General features: G+C 55.6%; 16 protein-coding genes. 5 read left to right on the top strand and 11 right to left on the bottom strand.

The window, feature by feature from the left end:
- Positions 1-29: 29 nt before the first annotated feature.
- From galM to modE, 6 genes are all read right to left on the bottom strand, one after another.
- Positions 30-1,070 (bottom strand): galactose-1-epimerase, encoded by a 1,041-nt coding sequence (galM, locus tag AAEY27_RS15130; protein WP_342321504.1) that lies wholly within the window; start codon positions 1,068-1,070, stop codon positions 30-32.
- Positions 1,064-2,212, bottom strand: a complete 1,149-nt coding sequence (gene galK / locus AAEY27_RS15125) for a galactokinase (protein WP_342321503.1) — start codon at positions 2,210-2,212, stop codon at positions 1,064-1,066. The genes galM and galK overlap by 7 nt, the downstream gene beginning before the upstream one ends.
- 2 nt (positions 2,213-2,214) lie before the next feature.
- On the bottom strand, positions 2,215-3,261 hold the full coding sequence (gene galT / locus AAEY27_RS15120) for a galactose-1-phosphate uridylyltransferase (RefSeq protein WP_342321502.1): 1,047 nt from the start codon (positions 3,259-3,261) through the stop codon (positions 2,215-2,217).
- A gap of 10 nt (positions 3,262-3,271) precedes the next feature.
- A complete protein-coding gene (gene galE, locus AAEY27_RS15115) occupies positions 3,272-4,288 on the bottom strand; it encodes a UDP-glucose 4-epimerase GalE (protein ID WP_342321501.1) in 1,017 nt (338 codons plus the stop codon).
- 327 nt (positions 4,289-4,615) lie between these two features.
- Positions 4,616-6,091 (bottom strand): molybdate ABC transporter ATP-binding protein ModF, encoded by a 1,476-nt coding sequence (gene modF / locus AAEY27_RS15110; protein WP_342321500.1) that lies wholly within the window; start codon positions 6,089-6,091, stop codon positions 4,616-4,618.
- Between the two features lie 67 nt (positions 6,092-6,158).
- Positions 6,159-6,947 (bottom strand): molybdenum-dependent transcriptional regulator, encoded by a 789-nt coding sequence (modE, locus tag AAEY27_RS15105; RefSeq protein ID WP_342321499.1) that lies wholly within the window; start codon positions 6,945-6,947, stop codon positions 6,159-6,161.
- A gap of 163 nt (positions 6,948-7,110) precedes the next feature.
- On the opposite strand from modE, the gene AAEY27_RS15100 reads away from it, so the two are divergent.
- The 4 genes from AAEY27_RS15100 (at position 7,111) to modC (ending at position 9,963) form a co-directional block, all read left to right on the top strand.
- Positions 7,111-7,260 carry an AcrZ family multidrug efflux pump-associated protein gene (locus tag AAEY27_RS15100; RefSeq protein WP_342321498.1) on the top strand — a complete coding sequence of 50 codons (150 nt, stop codon included), beginning with the start codon at positions 7,111-7,113 and terminating at the stop codon, positions 7,258-7,260.
- Positions 7,261-7,438: 178 nt separating this feature from the next.
- Entirely contained in the window at positions 7,439-8,212 is a 774-nt protein-coding gene (gene modA, locus AAEY27_RS15095) for a molybdate ABC transporter substrate-binding protein (protein WP_342321497.1), read from the top strand.
- Positions 8,212-8,901, top strand: coding sequence for a molybdate ABC transporter permease subunit (gene modB, locus AAEY27_RS15090; protein ID WP_342321496.1), 690 nt, complete (start codon positions 8,212-8,214; stop codon positions 8,899-8,901). The genes modA and modB overlap by 1 nt, the downstream gene beginning before the upstream one ends.
- Positions 8,902-8,904: 3 nt before the next feature.
- On the top strand, positions 8,905-9,963 hold the full coding sequence (gene modC, locus AAEY27_RS15085; RefSeq protein ID WP_342321495.1) for a molybdenum ABC transporter ATP-binding protein ModC: 1,059 nt from the start codon (positions 8,905-8,907) through the stop codon (positions 9,961-9,963).
- Here modC and AAEY27_RS15080 read toward each other — a convergent pair whose 3' ends face one another.
- The gene (locus AAEY27_RS15080) at positions 9,964-10,782 is read right to left on the bottom strand and encodes a pyridoxal phosphatase (RefSeq protein ID WP_342321493.1); all 819 of its coding nucleotides are present in this window, start codon (positions 10,780-10,782) and stop codon (positions 9,964-9,966) included.
- Between the two features lie 157 nt (positions 10,783-10,939).
- Between AAEY27_RS15080 and pgl the strand changes: the two genes are divergently transcribed.
- On the top strand, positions 10,940-11,935 hold the full coding sequence (pgl, locus tag AAEY27_RS15075; RefSeq protein ID WP_342321492.1) for a 6-phosphogluconolactonase: 996 nt from the start codon (positions 10,940-10,942) through the stop codon (positions 11,933-11,935).
- Positions 11,936-12,100: 165 nt separating this feature from the next.
- Here the strand turns inward: pgl and AAEY27_RS15070 are convergent, their stop codons facing one another.
- The 4 genes from AAEY27_RS15070 to bioA form a co-directional block, all read right to left on the bottom strand.
- A complete protein-coding gene (locus tag AAEY27_RS15070; protein ID WP_342321491.1) occupies positions 12,101-13,384 on the bottom strand; it encodes a putative acyl-CoA thioester hydrolase in 1,284 nt (427 codons plus the stop codon).
- Between the two features lie 113 nt (positions 13,385-13,497).
- The gene (locus tag AAEY27_RS15065) at positions 13,498-13,974 is read right to left on the bottom strand and encodes a kinase inhibitor (RefSeq protein ID WP_342321489.1); all 477 of its coding nucleotides are present in this window, start codon (positions 13,972-13,974) and stop codon (positions 13,498-13,500) included.
- 19 nt (positions 13,975-13,993) lie between these two features.
- Complete coding sequence (locus AAEY27_RS15060) at positions 13,994-14,674, bottom strand: type 1 glutamine amidotransferase domain-containing protein (RefSeq protein ID WP_342321487.1); 681 nt, start codon at positions 14,672-14,674, stop codon at positions 13,994-13,996.
- A 51-nt stretch (positions 14,675-14,725) separates the two neighbouring features.
- On the bottom strand, positions 14,726-16,018 hold the full coding sequence (bioA, locus tag AAEY27_RS15055; protein ID WP_342321486.1) for an adenosylmethionine--8-amino-7-oxononanoate transaminase: 1,293 nt from the start codon (positions 16,016-16,018) through the stop codon (positions 14,726-14,728).
- Between the last annotated feature and the right edge of the window lie 81 nt (positions 16,019-16,099).

Raw genomic sequence — 16,099 nt, 5'->3', positions numbered from 1 at the left:
AAAAAGCCCTCCAGTTGGAGGGCGGGGGATTACCACGCGGTGAAGAGATATTCCGTCAGGCTGACATACTCGTCGCCGGGCTGCAAAATGCAGTCGGGTTGCGGGTAATCCGGGCGGTTTGGGCTGTCGGGCAAAAACTCGCTCTCCAGCGCCAGACCCTGCCAGGCGCTGTAAACTTTGCCGCCGCGCGCCGGTGTGCCATCCAGATAATTACCGGAATAGAACTGCAACGCCGGAGCACTGGTGTAGACCGTCATCTGCAACTGATTATCCGCAGACCACAATTGCGCGGCAGGCAGGCTGGCATCGCCTTTGGCCTGCAATAAAAACGCATGGTCGTAACCTTTCACCGCACGCTGATCCTCATCGATGAGGAACTCTTCCGCCACGGTTTTTGGCGTCCGGAAATCAAAACTGGTGAGTGCCACTCTTTTCAGACCGCCAGTAGGGATCCCCATCTCATCGACAGGCAGATACTCATCTGCCAACAGTTGCAGCGTATGGCTGCGCACGTCGGACTGCTCACCGTCGAGGTTAAAGTAAGCGTGGTTGGTCAAGTTCACCGGACACGGCTGATCGGTCGTCGCCCGATATTCGATCGCCAGGCGGTTATCTTCACCGAGGCGGAAATACGCGCTGGCATTCACATTGCCGGGAAAACCCTGATCGCCGTCCGGCGAACTCAGCGAGAAAAGCACTTCGCTGTCGTTTTGCCGTTCAATGCACCAGCGGCGTTTATCAAAGCCTTCGGGCCCGCCATGTAACTGGTTTTCACCCTGGCTTGGCGTCAGGGCATATTCCTGCTCGCCAATCTTAAAACGGCTCTTTGCGATACGGTTAGCATAGCGACCAATCGATGCGCCGAGAAACGCATTTTGCTCCCAATAATGTTCCGGCGTGGCGCAGCCGAGCAGCGCTTCACGCACGGATCCATCTTTTAACGGCACGCGCGCAGAAAGTAGCGTCGCGCCCCAATCCATCAGCGTCACCACCATTCCGCCGCTGTTACGCAGCGTGATGAGACGAACAGGCAAGCCATCGGGGGCTGCCACAGAGGTTTCACTTAGCACTGTCCCGCTCCCTGTGAAGGTTTGCATACATAGAAGGTTTCTTTAATGCCGGTTTTCGCTTCGTACTGTTTTTCCACCGCCTGTTTCACGGCGGGCACCAGCGCTTCCGGCATCAGCGCGACAATACAGCCGCCAAAGCCGCCGCCGGTCATGCGTACACCGCCTTTATCGCCGATAACCCCTTTGACGATCTCAACCAGGGTATCGATTTGCGGTACGGTAATTTCGAAATCATCGCGCATAGAGGCATGAGATTCCGCCATTAACACGCCCATACGTTGCAGATCGCCTTTCTCCAGCGCGCTCGCCGCTTCCACCGTGCGGGCGTTTTCACTCAATACATGGCGAACGCGTTTCGCCACCAGCGGATCCAGCTCGTGCGCAACGGCATTGAACTGATCAATGCTCACATCACGCAGCGCTTTTTGCTGGAAGAAGCGCGCGCCGGTTTCGCACTGCTGACGGCGGGTGTTGTATTCGCTGCCCACCAGCGTGCGTTTGAAATTGCTATTGATGATGACGATTGCCACGCCCGCCGGCATGGAAACGGGTTTGGTGCCGAGCGAGCGGCAGTCGATCAGCAGCGCGCTGCCCTTTTTGCCGAGCGCGGAAATCAGCTGATCCATAATGCCGCAGTTACAGCCAACAAACTGGTTTTCTGCTTCCTGGCCGTTAAGGGCGATTTGCGCGCCGTCCAGCGGCAAATGGTAAAGCTGCTGGAAAACAGTACCGACCGCCACTTCCAGCGAAGCAGAAGAACTCAGGCCAGCGCCTTGCGGCACATTGCCGCTGATCACTAAATCCGCGCCGCCAAAGTTCGCATTGCGTTTTTGCAGATGTTTCACCACGCCGCGAACATAGTTGGACCATTGCTGGCTGTCGTGCGTGACGATTGGCGCATCGAGGGAAAATTCGTCGATCTGATTGTCATAATCGGCGGCAATCACCCGCACCTGGCGATCGGTACGCGGCGCGCAGCTAATGACGGTTTGGTAATCAATGGCGCAAGGCAGCACAAAACCGTCGTTATAGTCGGTATGTTCGCCGATCAGGTTTACGCGGCCCGGAGCCTGAATTGTGTGGGTGGCAGGGTAGCCGAATTTTTCAGCAAACAGGGACTGTGTGTTCTCTTTCAGACTCATTGTTATTCTCCGGATTCGCGAAAATGGATGTCGCTGACCGCACGCAGACGTTCAGCGGCTTGTTCTGCCGTTAAATCGCGCTGGGTTTCGGCAAGCATTTCATAACCAACCATAAATTTACGTACCGTGGCGGAACGCAGCAGCGGCGGGTAAAAATGCGCATGCAACTGCCAGTGCGCGTTATCTTCGCCATTAAACGGCGCGCCGTGCCAGCCCATGGAGTAGGGGAAAGAGCACTGGAACAGGTTGTCATAGCGGCTGGTCAACTTTTTCAATGCCAGCGCCAAATCGCTGCGCTGTGCATCGCTTAAATCGGTGATGCGTTGTATATGCGCTTTCGGCAGCAGCAAGGTTTCGAACGGCCAGGCGGCCCAGTACGGCACCACCGCCAGCCAGTGTTCCGTTTCCACCACCGTCCGGCTGCCATCTTTTAATTCGCGCTGGGCGTAATCCACCAGCATCGGCGAGCGTTGTTCAGCAAAGTAGGCTTTCTGTAAGCGGTCTTCGCGCTCCGCTTCGTTGGGCAGAAAACTGTTTGCCCACACCTGACCATGCGGATGTGGGTTGGAGCAGCCCATCGCCGCGCCTTTGTTCTCAAAGACCTGCACCCACGGGTAGGTTTCGCCCAGTTCAGCCGTTTGTTGTTGCCAGGTTTTCACCACCTCTTCCAGCGCGCTGACGCTCAGTTCCGGCAGCGTTTTGCTGTGATCCGGCGAGAAGCAGATTACGCGGCTGGTGCCGCGCGCGCTCTGGCTGCGCATCAGCGGATCATGGCTTTCTGGCGCGTCTGGCGTGTCGGTCATCAGCGCGGCGAAGTCATTGGTAAACACATACGTGCTGGTGTAATCCGGGTTTTTATCGCCGGTAACACGCGTATTCCCCGGACAGAGGAAACAGTCCGGGTCATGCGCAGGCAGCGTCTGCCTGGCTGGTGTCTCTTGCGCCCCCTGCCAGGGGCGCTTAGCACGATGCGGCGAAACCAAAATCCACTGATCAGCAAGCGGGTTATAACGGCGATGCGGGTGATCGACCGGGTTAAATTGCGTCATTGCCCTTCCTTCAATCGGGATAGCCCTGCGGGTGGCGGGACTGCCAGCGCCAGGTATCTTCTGCCATTTCATCAAGCGTGCGGGTAACGCGCCAGTTCAGCTCTTTATCCGCTTTCGTTGCATCGGCCCAGTAGGCCGGGAGGTCGCCTTCGCGACGCGGTGCGTAGTGCCACGCCACCGGTTTGCCGCAGGCTTTGCTGAAGGCGTTAACCACATCCAGCACGCTGCTGCCGACACCGGCGCCGAGGTTGTAAATATGCACGCCCGGTTTGCCCGCCAGTTGCTGCATGGCGGCGACGTGACCGTCGGCCAGATCCATCACATGGATGTAATCGCGCACGCCAGTGCCGTCCGGGGTGGGGTAATCGCTGCCGAATATCGCCAGCGAATCGCGACGACCCACGGCGACTTGGGCAATGTACGGCATCAAATTGTTCGGAATGCCTTGTGGATCTTCACCCATTTCGCCTGACGGATGTGCGCCAACCGGGTTGAAATAGCGCAGCAATGCGATGCTCCACTCTGGCTGCGCTTTTTGCAGGTCGGTGAGGATCTGTTCAACCATCAGTTTGCTTTTACCGTACGGGCTTTGCGGGGTGCCGGTCGGGAAGCTTTCGACATAAGGGATTTTCGGCTGATCGCCGTAAACGGTGGCCGAGGAGCTGAAAATGAAGTTTTTAACATTGGCGGCGCGCATGGCGTTAATCAGGCGCAGCGTACCGTTGACGTTGTTATCGTAATATTCCAGCGGCTTGGCGACGGATTCGCCAACGGCTTTCAACCCGGCGAAATGGATAACCGCTTCGATGGCGTGATCGTGCAGGATCTCCGCCAGCAGCGCTTCGTCGCGGATATCGCCTTCAACAAACAGCGCGCTTTTGCCGCCAAAGCGTTCAATTTGATTCAGCACGCTGCGCTTACTGTTGCAGAGGTTGTCGAGGATGATAACGTCATGGCCGTTTTGCAGCAGTTGGACGCAGGTATGACTTCCTATGTAACCGCTACCACCTGTAACCAGAACTCGCATATTTGACTCCATCAAGCATTTGATATGAATTAACCTTAGCATAACAGAGAGGTAAAAAGTGTGACATGGGATAAAATAGTGGAATCGTTTACACTGATTTCTCTGCCGTCCGGTTTGTCGTGTAAACGCCGGAAAAGCCGCGTGATAACAGGGTTCGTCCGGCGAGTTTGATTCGTCCTAAAATGTCGCGGTTGCTGTACAACAACGCAGGCGCTGCCGGCCAAAGCCGGACAACGCACAGGGGAGGTTATAAGTCATCAGGGAGAGTCAGGCAATCAGCGCACAGGACAAAAAGCTATATTCCAGATGTTCGCCAGAACAAAGCGGTTACTTAGTCGTTGCACCAAGTTGATAGCGATAGCCGTCATCCTGCGGGACAAATTCAAGCCGGTGAGTAATGCACGACGGCGCATCTGTCGCATGGTGGGATACAAATAATAGCTGGGTTTCCCCTTCATTAATCAGCACATCAATAAAGCGGCGAATCAATTGCCTGTTCAGCGGATCCAAACCTTGCAGTGGCTCATCAAGAATCAGCAGTGTTGGGTGTTTGACCAGCGCGCGAACAATCAATGCTAAGCGCTGCTGGCCCCACGAAAGGCTGTGGAACGGCGCGTCGGCGGTGCGTGCGTCAAAGCCTAAAATCTCCAGCCAGCGCTGCGCCAGTTTGTGTTGCTTATCCGACACGGCCTGATAAATGCCAATGGAATCGAAATAACCGGACAGGATCACATTGCGCACATTGGTGCTCACGCGATAGTCCAGATGCAGGCTGCTGCTGACATAACCAATATGTTTTTTGATATCCCAGATGGTTTCACCGCTGCCGCGGCGTCGGCCAAACAGCGTCAGGTCATTGCTGTAACCTTGCGGATGATCGCCGGTTATCAGGCTTAAAAGTGTTGATTTGCCAGCACCATTCGGCCCGGTGATTTGCCAGTGTTCGCCCGGTTTCACCGTCCATGAAAGATGATTAATGATCGGCTTGTCGTTATAGGAAACCACGCCGTCGTTTAGCACAATCAGCGGGGCGGCGGCATCCAGCGTTTCGCGGGCGGGCGCGGCATCCGGTTCCGGTAGCGCGATCCCGGCCAGTTTCTCGCTGTGCGCCAGTTGCGCAATCAATGCCTGTTGCAAAAGGGCTGATTTTTCGCCGGTTTCTGTCAGGGTGCAATCCACCAGCACACCTGCGTTCTGCACAAAATCCGGGATTTCATCGAAGCGGTTAAGCACCAGCACAACGGTGTAGCCTTCGGCGTTTAAGCGTGCGAGAAGATCGGCTAACTGCTGGCGAGAGTTCACATCCAGCCCGTCAAACGGTTCGTCGAGGATCAGCAGTTCCGGCTCGGACATCAATGCCTGGCAGAGCAGTGTTTTGCGGGTTTCGCCGGTAGAAAGGTATTTGAAGCGCCGTTCAAGCAGATGAGTAATGCCAAACTGTGCGGCGAGTTCTGCGCAACGCTGCGCATCTTTGACCTCATCCTGGATGATGTCGGCGGTGGTGCGACCGGTATCCTCTTCGCCGGGGCTGAGCATATCGGTGTTGTTGCGCTGCCACTCTTCGCTGACCAGCTTTTGTAACTGCTCAAAAGAGAGGCGGGTCAGGCGAGTGAACTGGCACTGACGCTCGCCATTGAGTAACGTCAATTCACCTGCTAATGCGCGAGCCAGCGCCGATTTTCCGCTTCCGTTGACACCGACAAACGCCCAACTTTCACCTGCTTGCAGGGTTAACTGTTCAAGATGCAGTGTACGGGTGTCGCTAAGACGAAACGTGCCTTGCGAAATTTGCAATGACGACATGAGATATCCCATTTTTTGCAGCAAAGAAACTCAGGGATACTTGCAATGGTTTAGCTTGTCAATGCGATTAGCATAACGTGGCGAGAATGACGCGATCGGCATTAAAATATGCCGTCACTTCCCCCTGTTCCTGCAAATTATCCACTTCTTGTGAGGGAACCGTCGCGCATAGCACCTGGCCGTCCGGCAGCGTCATCAACACTTCGCTTTGCTGCTCGCCGCGCTCGATATGGCTGATTTTCCCGGTAAGTTGGTTATCTGCCTTAGCGGCTTGCTGCGCATCCTGGGTGATATTGACCCACGGCGCTTTCAGCAGCACCAGCACTTCTTTGCCTTCATCAAGACCGAGGCGTTCGGCGCTTTGCGCGGTGATCGCCACTTTGAAGCGGGTTTCGCCATCCGCCAGTAGCACTTCAACGTGTTGCTGCACTTGCTCGTGATCGCGCGACGTAATGGTGCCGAACCACTGATTGCGGGCGCTGGTTTGCAAAGAGAAGCGGGAGATCGCCGCCAGCAGGCTGTCGAGCGGCAGGGCGTCATCGTCGCTCAGCACATCAAAGGCTTTTTGCTGAATCTGACCCAGCAAGTCATAAAGCTGAATCAACCGTTGACCATAACGCGTCACCCTTGCGCCGCCGCCGCCTTTACCGCCGGTGGCGCGTTCAACCAGCGTATGTTCGCTGAGCTGATTCATCTCATTAATGGCGTCCCACGCGCTCTTATAACTGATGCTCGCATTCTTCGCGCCTTGGCTAATGGAGCCGGTCTGCGCGATCTGTTTTAGCAGCGCGATACGGCGGGGATCGGCGAAAAGGCGCTGCTGGAGTTTGAGAGTGAGGAGAATTTCAGCCTGCATTACGCAATGTCCTGGCAAAAGGACTATTGTGAAGGAAAACCGCCAGCAAGCCTAGCCAGGGGGTGATAATGATGGCAAAGCTGCGAAATCAATCGCACAAAAGGCGAGTGTTTTTCACAACATTCAAGCTAGAATGCCCCCCTCACACAATCTGGAGACGACCATGTTAGAGTTGTTGAAAAGCCTGGTTTTTGCCGTGATCATGGTTCCCGTGGTAATGGCTATCATCCTCGGGCTGATTTATGGCCTGGGTGAAGTGTTCAACGTGTTTTCCGGTATTGGTCACCGGAACCGTAACAGCCAGCAGCGCTGATCCTTTCCAAAACGCCCACATTCGTGGGCGTTTGTCTTTCTTCCATTCAAGATCTAATGAATTCCTGCCGATATATTAGATGTATCTCTAATTCTTGATGGGTATTACCTAACCACAGAAAAAGTCTGGTAATATCGTTATGTTTCAATATATATAACGACACTCACAGGAGTTACAAATGGCACGTACATGGTTACGCCTTTTTGCCGGGGCGACATTAACGCTTTCTGTAGCCGGGCACGCTCTGGCTGAAGAAGGAAAAATTACCGTTTTTGCAGCGGCATCATTGACCAATGCGATGCAGGATATCGCGGCGGCCTATAAAAAAGAGAAAAATGTCGACGTGGTTTCCTCGTTCGCCTCTTCTTCAACGCTGGCCCGCCAGATTGAAGCTGGCGCACCGGCGGATCTGTTTATCTCTGCGGATCAGAAGTGGATGGATTATGCGGTAGAGAAAAAATCTATCGACACGGCGACCCGCGAAACGCTGCTTGGCAACAGCCTGGTGGTTGTTGCGCCGAAAAGCAGCGCGCAGGGCAACATCAACATTGATGCGAAAACCAACTGGAACAGCCTGCTGAAAGATGGCCGTCTGGCGGTTGGCGACCCGGAACACGTTCCGGCCGGTATTTATGCCAAAGAAGCGTTGCAAAAACTGGGTGCCTGGGAAACGTTGTCACCGAAACTGGCACCGGCTGAAGATGTTCGCGGCGCGCTGGCGCTGGTGGAACGCAGCGAAGCGCCGTTAGGCATTGTTTACGGCTCCGACGCGGTTGCCAGTAAAGGCGTGAAAGTGGTCGGGACTTTCCCGGAAGATTCACATCAAAAAGTGGAATACCCGCTGGCTATTATTGACGGACATAAAAACGCGACGGTTACCGCGTTTTATGATTACCTGAAAGGCCCGCAGGCTTCTGAAATCTTTAAACGTTACGGATTTACAACGCACTAATGATATTGACGGATCCCGAATGGCAGGCTGTACTGCTGAGCCTTAAAGTCTCCTCCCTGGCGGTATTATTCAGTTTGCCCTTTGGGATCTTCTTTGCTTGGTTGCTGGTGCGCTGCACCTTTCCGGGCAAAGCGCTCCTTGATAGTGTGCTGCATCTTCCGTTGGTGCTGCCGCCGGTGGTCGTCGGTTACTTATTGCTGATTGCGATGGGCCGACGCGGTTTTATCGGCCAATGGTTATATGACTGGTTTGGTATCACCTTCGCATTTAGCTGGCGCGGCGCGGTGTTGGCGGCGGCAGTCATGTCTTTTCCGTTGATGGTGCGCGCGATTCGCCTTGCGCTGGAAAGCGTGGATACCAAACTTGAGCAGGCAGCCCGCACGCTCGGTGCCGGGCGCTGGCGCGTTTTTCTGACCATCACATTACCGCTAACTTTACCGGGCATTATCGTCGGGACGGTGCTGGCTTTTGCGCGTTCTCTCGGCGAGTTCGGCGCGACTATTACCTTCGTTTCGAATATTCCAGGTGAAACCCGCACCATTCCTTCGGCGATGTACACCCTGATTCAGATGCCGGGTGGCGAAAGCGCCGCTGCGCGCTTGTGCATTATCTCGATTGTTCTGGCGCTTATTTCATTGCTGATTTCAGAATGGCTGGCGCGTATTAGCCGTGAACGGACAGGGAGATAAGTCATGCTGGAACTCAATTTCACCCAGACTCTGGGCACCCATCAATTACGTGTTGCCGAAACGCTGCCTGCCAGCGGTATTACGGCTGTTTTTGGTGTTTCCGGTGCCGGGAAGACCTCATTAATTAACGCCATCGGCGGCCTGACGCACCCGCAACAGGGGCGCATTGTGCTCAACGATCGCGTGCTGTTTGATACCGAGCGCAAGATCTGTTTACCGCCCGAGAAACGCCGCGTCGGCTATGTTTTCCAGGACGCGCGTCTGTTTCCGCATTACAAAGTGCGCGGCAACCTGCGTTATGGCATGGCAAAATCAATGGCCGGGCAATTTGACAAGCTGGTGGCGTTGTTGGGCATTGAACCACTGCTCGACCGCTTACCCGGCGGCCTTTCCGGTGGCGAGAAGCAGCGTGTAGCGATTGGTCGCGCGTTATTAACCGCACCGGAGTTGATGCTGCTCGACGAACCATTGGCTTCGCTTGATATTCCCCGCAAGCGCGAATTGTTGCCATATCTGCAACGTCTGGCGCGCGAAATTAATATTCCGATGTTATATGTCAGCCATTCGCTGGATGAGATTTTGCATCTGGCCGATAAAGTGATGGTGCTGGAAGCAGGCGAGGTGAAAGCCTTTGGCAGCCTCGAAGATGTCTGGGGCAGCAGCGTGATGAACCCGTGGCTACCGCCAGAACAGCAGAGCAGCGTGCTAAAAGTGGTCGTGCTGGAACATCATCCGCACTACGAGATGACGGCGCTGGCGCTGGGCGATCAGCATATTTGGGTGAACAAAGTCGATCGCCCAATAAAAAGCGCGCTGCGCATTCGCATTCAGGCAACGGATGTTTCTTTGGTGCTACAGCCGCCGATGAATACCAGTATTCGTAATATCCTGCGCGCCAAAGTGGTGCAGTGTTTCGATGTCGACGGCCAGGTAGAAGTTCAACTTGAAATCGGCAGCCGCACCTTGTGGGCGCGTATCAGCCCCTGGGCCAGGGATGAACTCAGCGTGAAACCCGGTCAGTGGCTGTACGCACAGATAAAAAGCGTGTCGATTACCGCCTGATTACAGCAGTTCTTTATAGATAAACTCGGCGATGCTGTCGGCGGTGTTATCCCCGATCACCACGTTAGCATGGGCTTTGACCGCGTCATCGGCATTGCCCATCGCAACACCGACACCCGCCGCTTCCAGCATGCTGATATCGTTATAATTATCGCCAAATGCGACAACATCCCGCATCGACATCCCCTGCGAGGCCACCCATTCGCTAAGACGTTTGCCTTTGCTGTTACCGGCCTGGGCGATATCCACCTGATCGTGCCACGACCATTCGCACTCCAGCCCCAGCGTCTGTTCAACATGCTTCGCGAATGTGTTCAGTTTTTGCGTGTCTTCATCGGTGAGGGCGAATTTCCAGATGGCGTCGACCTCTTTCGCGGCGGCGCGCAGGGAGTCTACCTGTTGGAAAACCGGGCGCTGCTCGGGCGGCAGAGATTGCGCCCAGTTATTGGTACGTTCCACGTGGCCGGTTGGCTTTTCATACAGCATGGCGTTATCGACATACATCAAGCCGTGAACTTGGTGCTCATCAAGCAAATCAATAAGACGCTCTGCCTGCGAAACTGGCAGCGAATCGGCGGATAGCACTTTTTTTGCATGATAATCATACAAATAAGTGCCGTTACAACAAATTGCAGGTGTATCCAGCGCCAGTGCCTGATAAAAAGGATGAATGGCAACATGATGCCGACCGGTCACGATAATGAGTTGATGCCCTGCGGCTTTGGCACGAGCCAGTGCTTCAAGGGAAGAGGGCAGAAGCGTTTTTTTCGGGGTGAGGAGAGTACCGTCTAAATCCAGTGCAATAACGCGTGAAGTCATATCGTATTCCGTGGTCGATGTTGAAATGCAAATGTCCGGGGATGGTACACCGGGTCGCTGGATGCGCAAAATCTGCCGGCTAAATTCAGCATCAACCCGCAAAAAACGGCTATCCTGGTTAATTAATGCAGAGAAGACTTAGAGGAAAGGAGTGTTCATGAAACAAACCGTTTATACCGCCAGCCCTGAAAGCCAGCAGATCCACGTCTGGCGTCTCAATTCCGAAGGTACCCTGACACTCGTGCAGGTGGTGGATGTTCCCGGCCAGGTGCAGCCGATGGTCGTCAGCCCGGATAAACGTTACCTCTACGTGGGTGTTCGCCCTGAATTTCGCGTTATCGCTTACCGTATCGCGCCTGACGATGGTGCGCTGACCTATGTCGCCGAAGCGCCCTTGCCGGGCAGCCCGACGCACATTTCTACCGATCACAGCGGCCGTTTCCTGTTTAGCGCCTCCTACAACGCCGGAAGTGTCAGCGTTGTCCGCCTCGACGATGGCATTCCGGGCGAAACCGTGGACGTGGTGGAAGGGCTGGAAGGCTGCCACTCCTCCAATATCTCCCCGGACAACCGCACGCTGTGGGTTCCGGCGCTGAAACAGGATCGCATTTGCCTTTTCACCCTGGCTGACGACGGCAACCTGACCGCGCAGGATCCAGCGGAAGTCACCACCGTTGAAGGTGCCGGGCCACGCCATATGGCCTTCCATCCGAACCAGCGTTTTGCCTACTGTGTCAACGAGTTGAACAGTTCGGTGGATGTGTGGCAACTGAGCGATCCGCACGGCAAGATTGAATGTGTGCAGACGCTGGATATGATGCCTGCTGATTTTGTCGGTACCCGCTGGGCCGCTGACATTCATATCACGCCGGATGGCCGTCATTTATATACCTGCGATCGCACCTCCAGCACGCTGACCATTTTCAGCGTGTCGGAAGATGGCAGCGTACTGGCTGTTGAAGGTTTCCAGACAACGGAAACCCAGCCGCGCGGCTTCAATATTGATAACAGGGGTAAATTCCTGATTGCCGCCGGGCAGAAATCTCACCACATTGCGCTGTATGAAATCGCCGGCGCGCAGGGGCTGCTGACCGAGAAAGGACGTTACGCCGTGGGCCAGGGGCCAATGTGGGTGGTGGTTAACGCGTTTTAATGCTGTGTATTGCGCGATGGCGCTGCGTTTATCCAGCTTGCAAAAATTCGTCGGCCGGATAAGGCGGTAGCCGCCATCCGGCAATCAAAGCATCAACCGGCATTTAACGAAATCCGGGCATAAAAAAACCTCGCCGCGGCGAGGTTTTTTGTTATTCCGTCCGAATCACTTCTTCGGCTCTGCCACAACCTGGCTACCGACGCCACGGTTGTTGAATTCCCACATGCGGTTGAACTGCGCATCGTTCAGCTCGCGCTGTACGTTGCCTTTATCATCCACCGTACCGATGTTACCCGCGTATGCACGACCGGAAACAGTCGCATCCGCCCACGGTTTCGCCACGTTAAAGCCTTCGTTGATCACGCTATCGCGAATCACCACCTGGCCGTTGGTGTTGCCATCAACATCCAGCGAACGACCCAACTGCGCGACGCCATCGCCAGAGGCGTTAAAGCGGCTGTTGACGGCAAGGAAACCGTAATAAAGGTTAGACAGCGTCGCCGGTGCGAACACGTAGCCTTCCTGCTGGGTACGGGAGTTCACCACGCGGAAGTCGGTGTTATCAAACACTACCGCGCCGCGACCGGCCACGATATCCACATCACCTTCCAGGTAGCTGTTGGTCACCAGCGTACGGGTCTGACGATCGGTACGCAGGGTGTTATCCACGCCGCTGTTGGTGACGAAGAACGTATTCTGACGACCCAGAATATTCACGTTATTGAGCTGCACTTTATCGCCATCGCTGCGCAGCGCCACCGCCTGGTGGTTACCGGCATCCACACTGTCGCCCAGTGTGTTCTGGATGGTCAGGTTTTGCAGTTGCAGGCCGTTGTTCTGCGACCAGAACACGGCGGAACACATCACACCCACGGTCGGCGTGCGTTTGCTCTGGCAGTTATCGAACATGTACCACGCCGGTTTGCCTGGCATGTATTTGCCTGATGGATTCACCAGGCGACGCCAGCTTGTCGGATCCATTTCGGAATCGATCGCCTGGCCAATTTTCACATCCGCTGCTTTCTCGCCGGTACCATAGATGGTCACGCTGCCAGACGCGGCAGGCACGTAAACCGTCCCTTCGTATTCACCCGGCATCACCGCGATGTACTGACGATCGCTGGCGTGTTTGTTGATTGCCGCGTCAACCGCCGCCTGAATGGTGGTGTGCGTCACGCCCGGCGTACCGGCTGGCCCAACCACGAAATCCGCTTTTTCCGGCAGACGAATCGCGTAAGGTTTCCATGCCGGGCTGTCCGGTGTCATGGAGGTGAAATAACGATCTGCTACGAAGTTTTTCGCTTCGCCCGCGCTAAGAATGGGGCGGGAAGACGTACCCGGTGCTGTTTGTTCAGACGGACGTTCTGCCGGCGGGGTTGAGCTACAGGCGGTCAGTGTCACGCCAAAAGCGAGCGCCAGCGCCAGACGGGAAACCGATGATGTGTTCAAGTGGTGCTCCAGACTATGCAAAGTTGAAATGAATGGCTCAAAGCCTGCTTTTTTATACTAAGTTGAGCGAAACGGGAAGCCGATTTGTACAATCGGCTGTAAATCCCGTGTTTTTAGCTAAAAAGGGCGGTGATAGACGCGCTGGCAAGCGAATGGAAGTGCACATTAAAGCCGACCATCGCGCCGCTGGCGTTCTCATCGACATCCAAATGCGCCACATCAAGGGCGTGAACGGTGAAGATATAACGGTGTGTTTCGCCTTTTGGCGGTGCCGCGCCACCATAACCGGCTTTGCCGAAATCGGTGCGCGTTTGCACTGCGCCATCCGGCAACGCCGCGAGGCCGGAGCCGGCTCCCTGCGGCAGTACGCGCGTGTCGGCAGGGAGATTCGCCACAACCCAGTGCCACCAGCCGGAACCGGTCGGCGCGTCCGGGTCATAACAGGTCACCACAAAACTTTTTGTCCCGGCGGGCACCTCGTCCCACGCCAGATGCGGGGAGATATTATCGCCGTCATAGCCCATGCCGTTGAACACATGGCGATGCGGCAACTTCTCGCCGTCGCGTAAATCATGACTGACCAGCTTCATTTGACTTGTGCTCCTTTTATTAGCGATGCAGTAATTTCAGCAACTCTTGCGCGGCGGCGGTGGAAGAGGCTGGGTTTTGCCCGGTCACCAAATGCCCATCCGTCACCACATAAACGCCCCAATCATCGGTACGTTCGAATTGCCCACCTGCTTGTTTTAACGCATCTTCCACTAAAAACGGAACCACCTTCGTTAAGCCAACCGCCTCTTCTTCAGTGTTGGTAAAACCCGTTACGCGTTTTCCTTGAACCAGCGGCGAGCCGTCCGGTTTGTGCGTGTGGCGCAGCACGCCTGGTGCGTGGCAGACCGCCGCGACCGGTTTGCCCTGTGCCCAATATTTTTCAATCAGCGCGATGGAGATAGGGTTTTCCGCCAGATCCCATAATGGGCCGTGTCCGCCGGGGTAGAAAACGGCATCGTAATCGCTGGCGGAAATGCGGCTCAAGGGCAGCGTATTGGCGAGCGCCTGTTGGGCTTTTTCATCCTTACGAAAGCGTTCTGTGTCCTGGGTTTGCGAGTCTGGCTCATCGCTTTTGGGATCGAGCGGCGGCTGTCCGCCCGCCGGTGAGGCCAGCACAACCTCCAGCCCGGCGTCCTGAAAGACATACCAGGGCGCGGCAAACTCTTCCAGCCAGAAGCCGGTTTTTTTGCCGGTATCACCGAGAGTGTCATGCGAGGTCAGTACCATTAAAATTGCCATGTGTCCTCCGGTTGCTCAGTAAGTAACCCTGGAAGTGTAGTGCATCCCCGGCTATTCGTCGGCGAACAGCTCAGGGCGCAGTACGGCGGCATTAACGGCGCGCGTTAGACGCGAGAGTTGCTCAGCGGTGATGATATACGGCGGCATCAAATAGATCAGGCGACCAAACGGGCGAACCCACACGCCTTGTTCGACGAAGAAGCGCTGCAAGGCAGCCATGTTGACCGGCGCGCGGGTTTCCACCACGCCAATAGCACCGAGAACACGCACATCGGCGACGGTGTTCGCCTGCTTTGCCGGAGCCAGTTCGGCTTTCAGTTGGGCTTCAATGGCCGCGACTTGCGTTTGCCAGTCGCCACTTTCCAGAATCGTCAGGCTGGCGGTTGCCGCCGCGCACGCCAGCGGGTTACCCATAAAGGTAGGCCCGTGCATAAAGCAGCCCGCTTCGCCGTTGCTGATGGTTTCCGCTACGTTGCGCGTGGTCAGCGTGGCGGAAAGGGTCATGGTGCCGCCGGTCAGCGCTTTGCCGAGGCACAGAATATCCGGCGTGATGCCCGCATGTTCACAGGCAAAGAGTTTGCCGGTACGGCCAAAACCGGTGGCGATTTCATCGGCAATCAGCAAAATGCCTTCGCGATCGCACATCTTGCGGATGCGTTTGAGCCACTCAGGGTGATAAATGCGCATCCCGCCCGCGCCCTGCACCACAGGTTCGAGGATCACCGCCGCGATGTCATGACGATGTGCCGCCAATAGGCGCGCGAACGCCACCATATCGTGCTCGTCCCATTCGCCGTCGAAACGGCTTTGCGGCGCGGGCGCAAACAGGTTTTCCGGCAAATAGCCCTTCCACAAGCTGTGCATGGAGTTGTCTGGATCGCATACCGACATCGCGCCGAACGTGTCGCCGTGGTAGCCGTTGCGGAAGGTGAGAAAACGCTGCCGCGCTTCGCCTTTTGCCTGCCAGTATTGCAGCGCCATTTTCATTGCCACTTCCACTGCCACCGAGCCGGAATCGGCCAGGAACACGCACTCCAACGCTTGCGGCGTCATCGCCACCAGTTTGCGGCACAAATCGACCGCCGGTTGATGAGTGATTCCGCCAAACATCACGTGGGAAACCGTGTCGATTTGCGCTTTCATCGCCTCGCTTATCGCCGGGTGAGCATAACCGTGGATCGCCGCCCACCAGGAGGACATACCGTCCACCAGCCGTTCGCCGCTGGCCAGTTGCAGTTCGCAGCCCTGCGCAGAGTGCACCGGGTAAACGGGGAGGGGAGAGGTCATGGACGTGTAAGGATGCCAGATATGGCGTTGATCGAAGGTTAAATCATCCGGGGACATAATCGACTTGTAAACCAAATTAAAAAGTTTTAGGTTTACGAGTCTACACCCAATAACGATTTTACAACACCCTTTGGAGAG

Origin of the sequence: Kosakonia sp. BYX6 (assembly GCF_038449125.1) — a bacterium.
GTDB classification, from domain to species: Bacteria; Pseudomonadota; Gammaproteobacteria; order Enterobacterales; family Enterobacteriaceae; genus Kosakonia; species Kosakonia calanthes.
The sequence above is the reverse complement of the archived record's forward strand: the minus strand, read 5'-3'. Positions and strand labels throughout refer to the sequence as shown.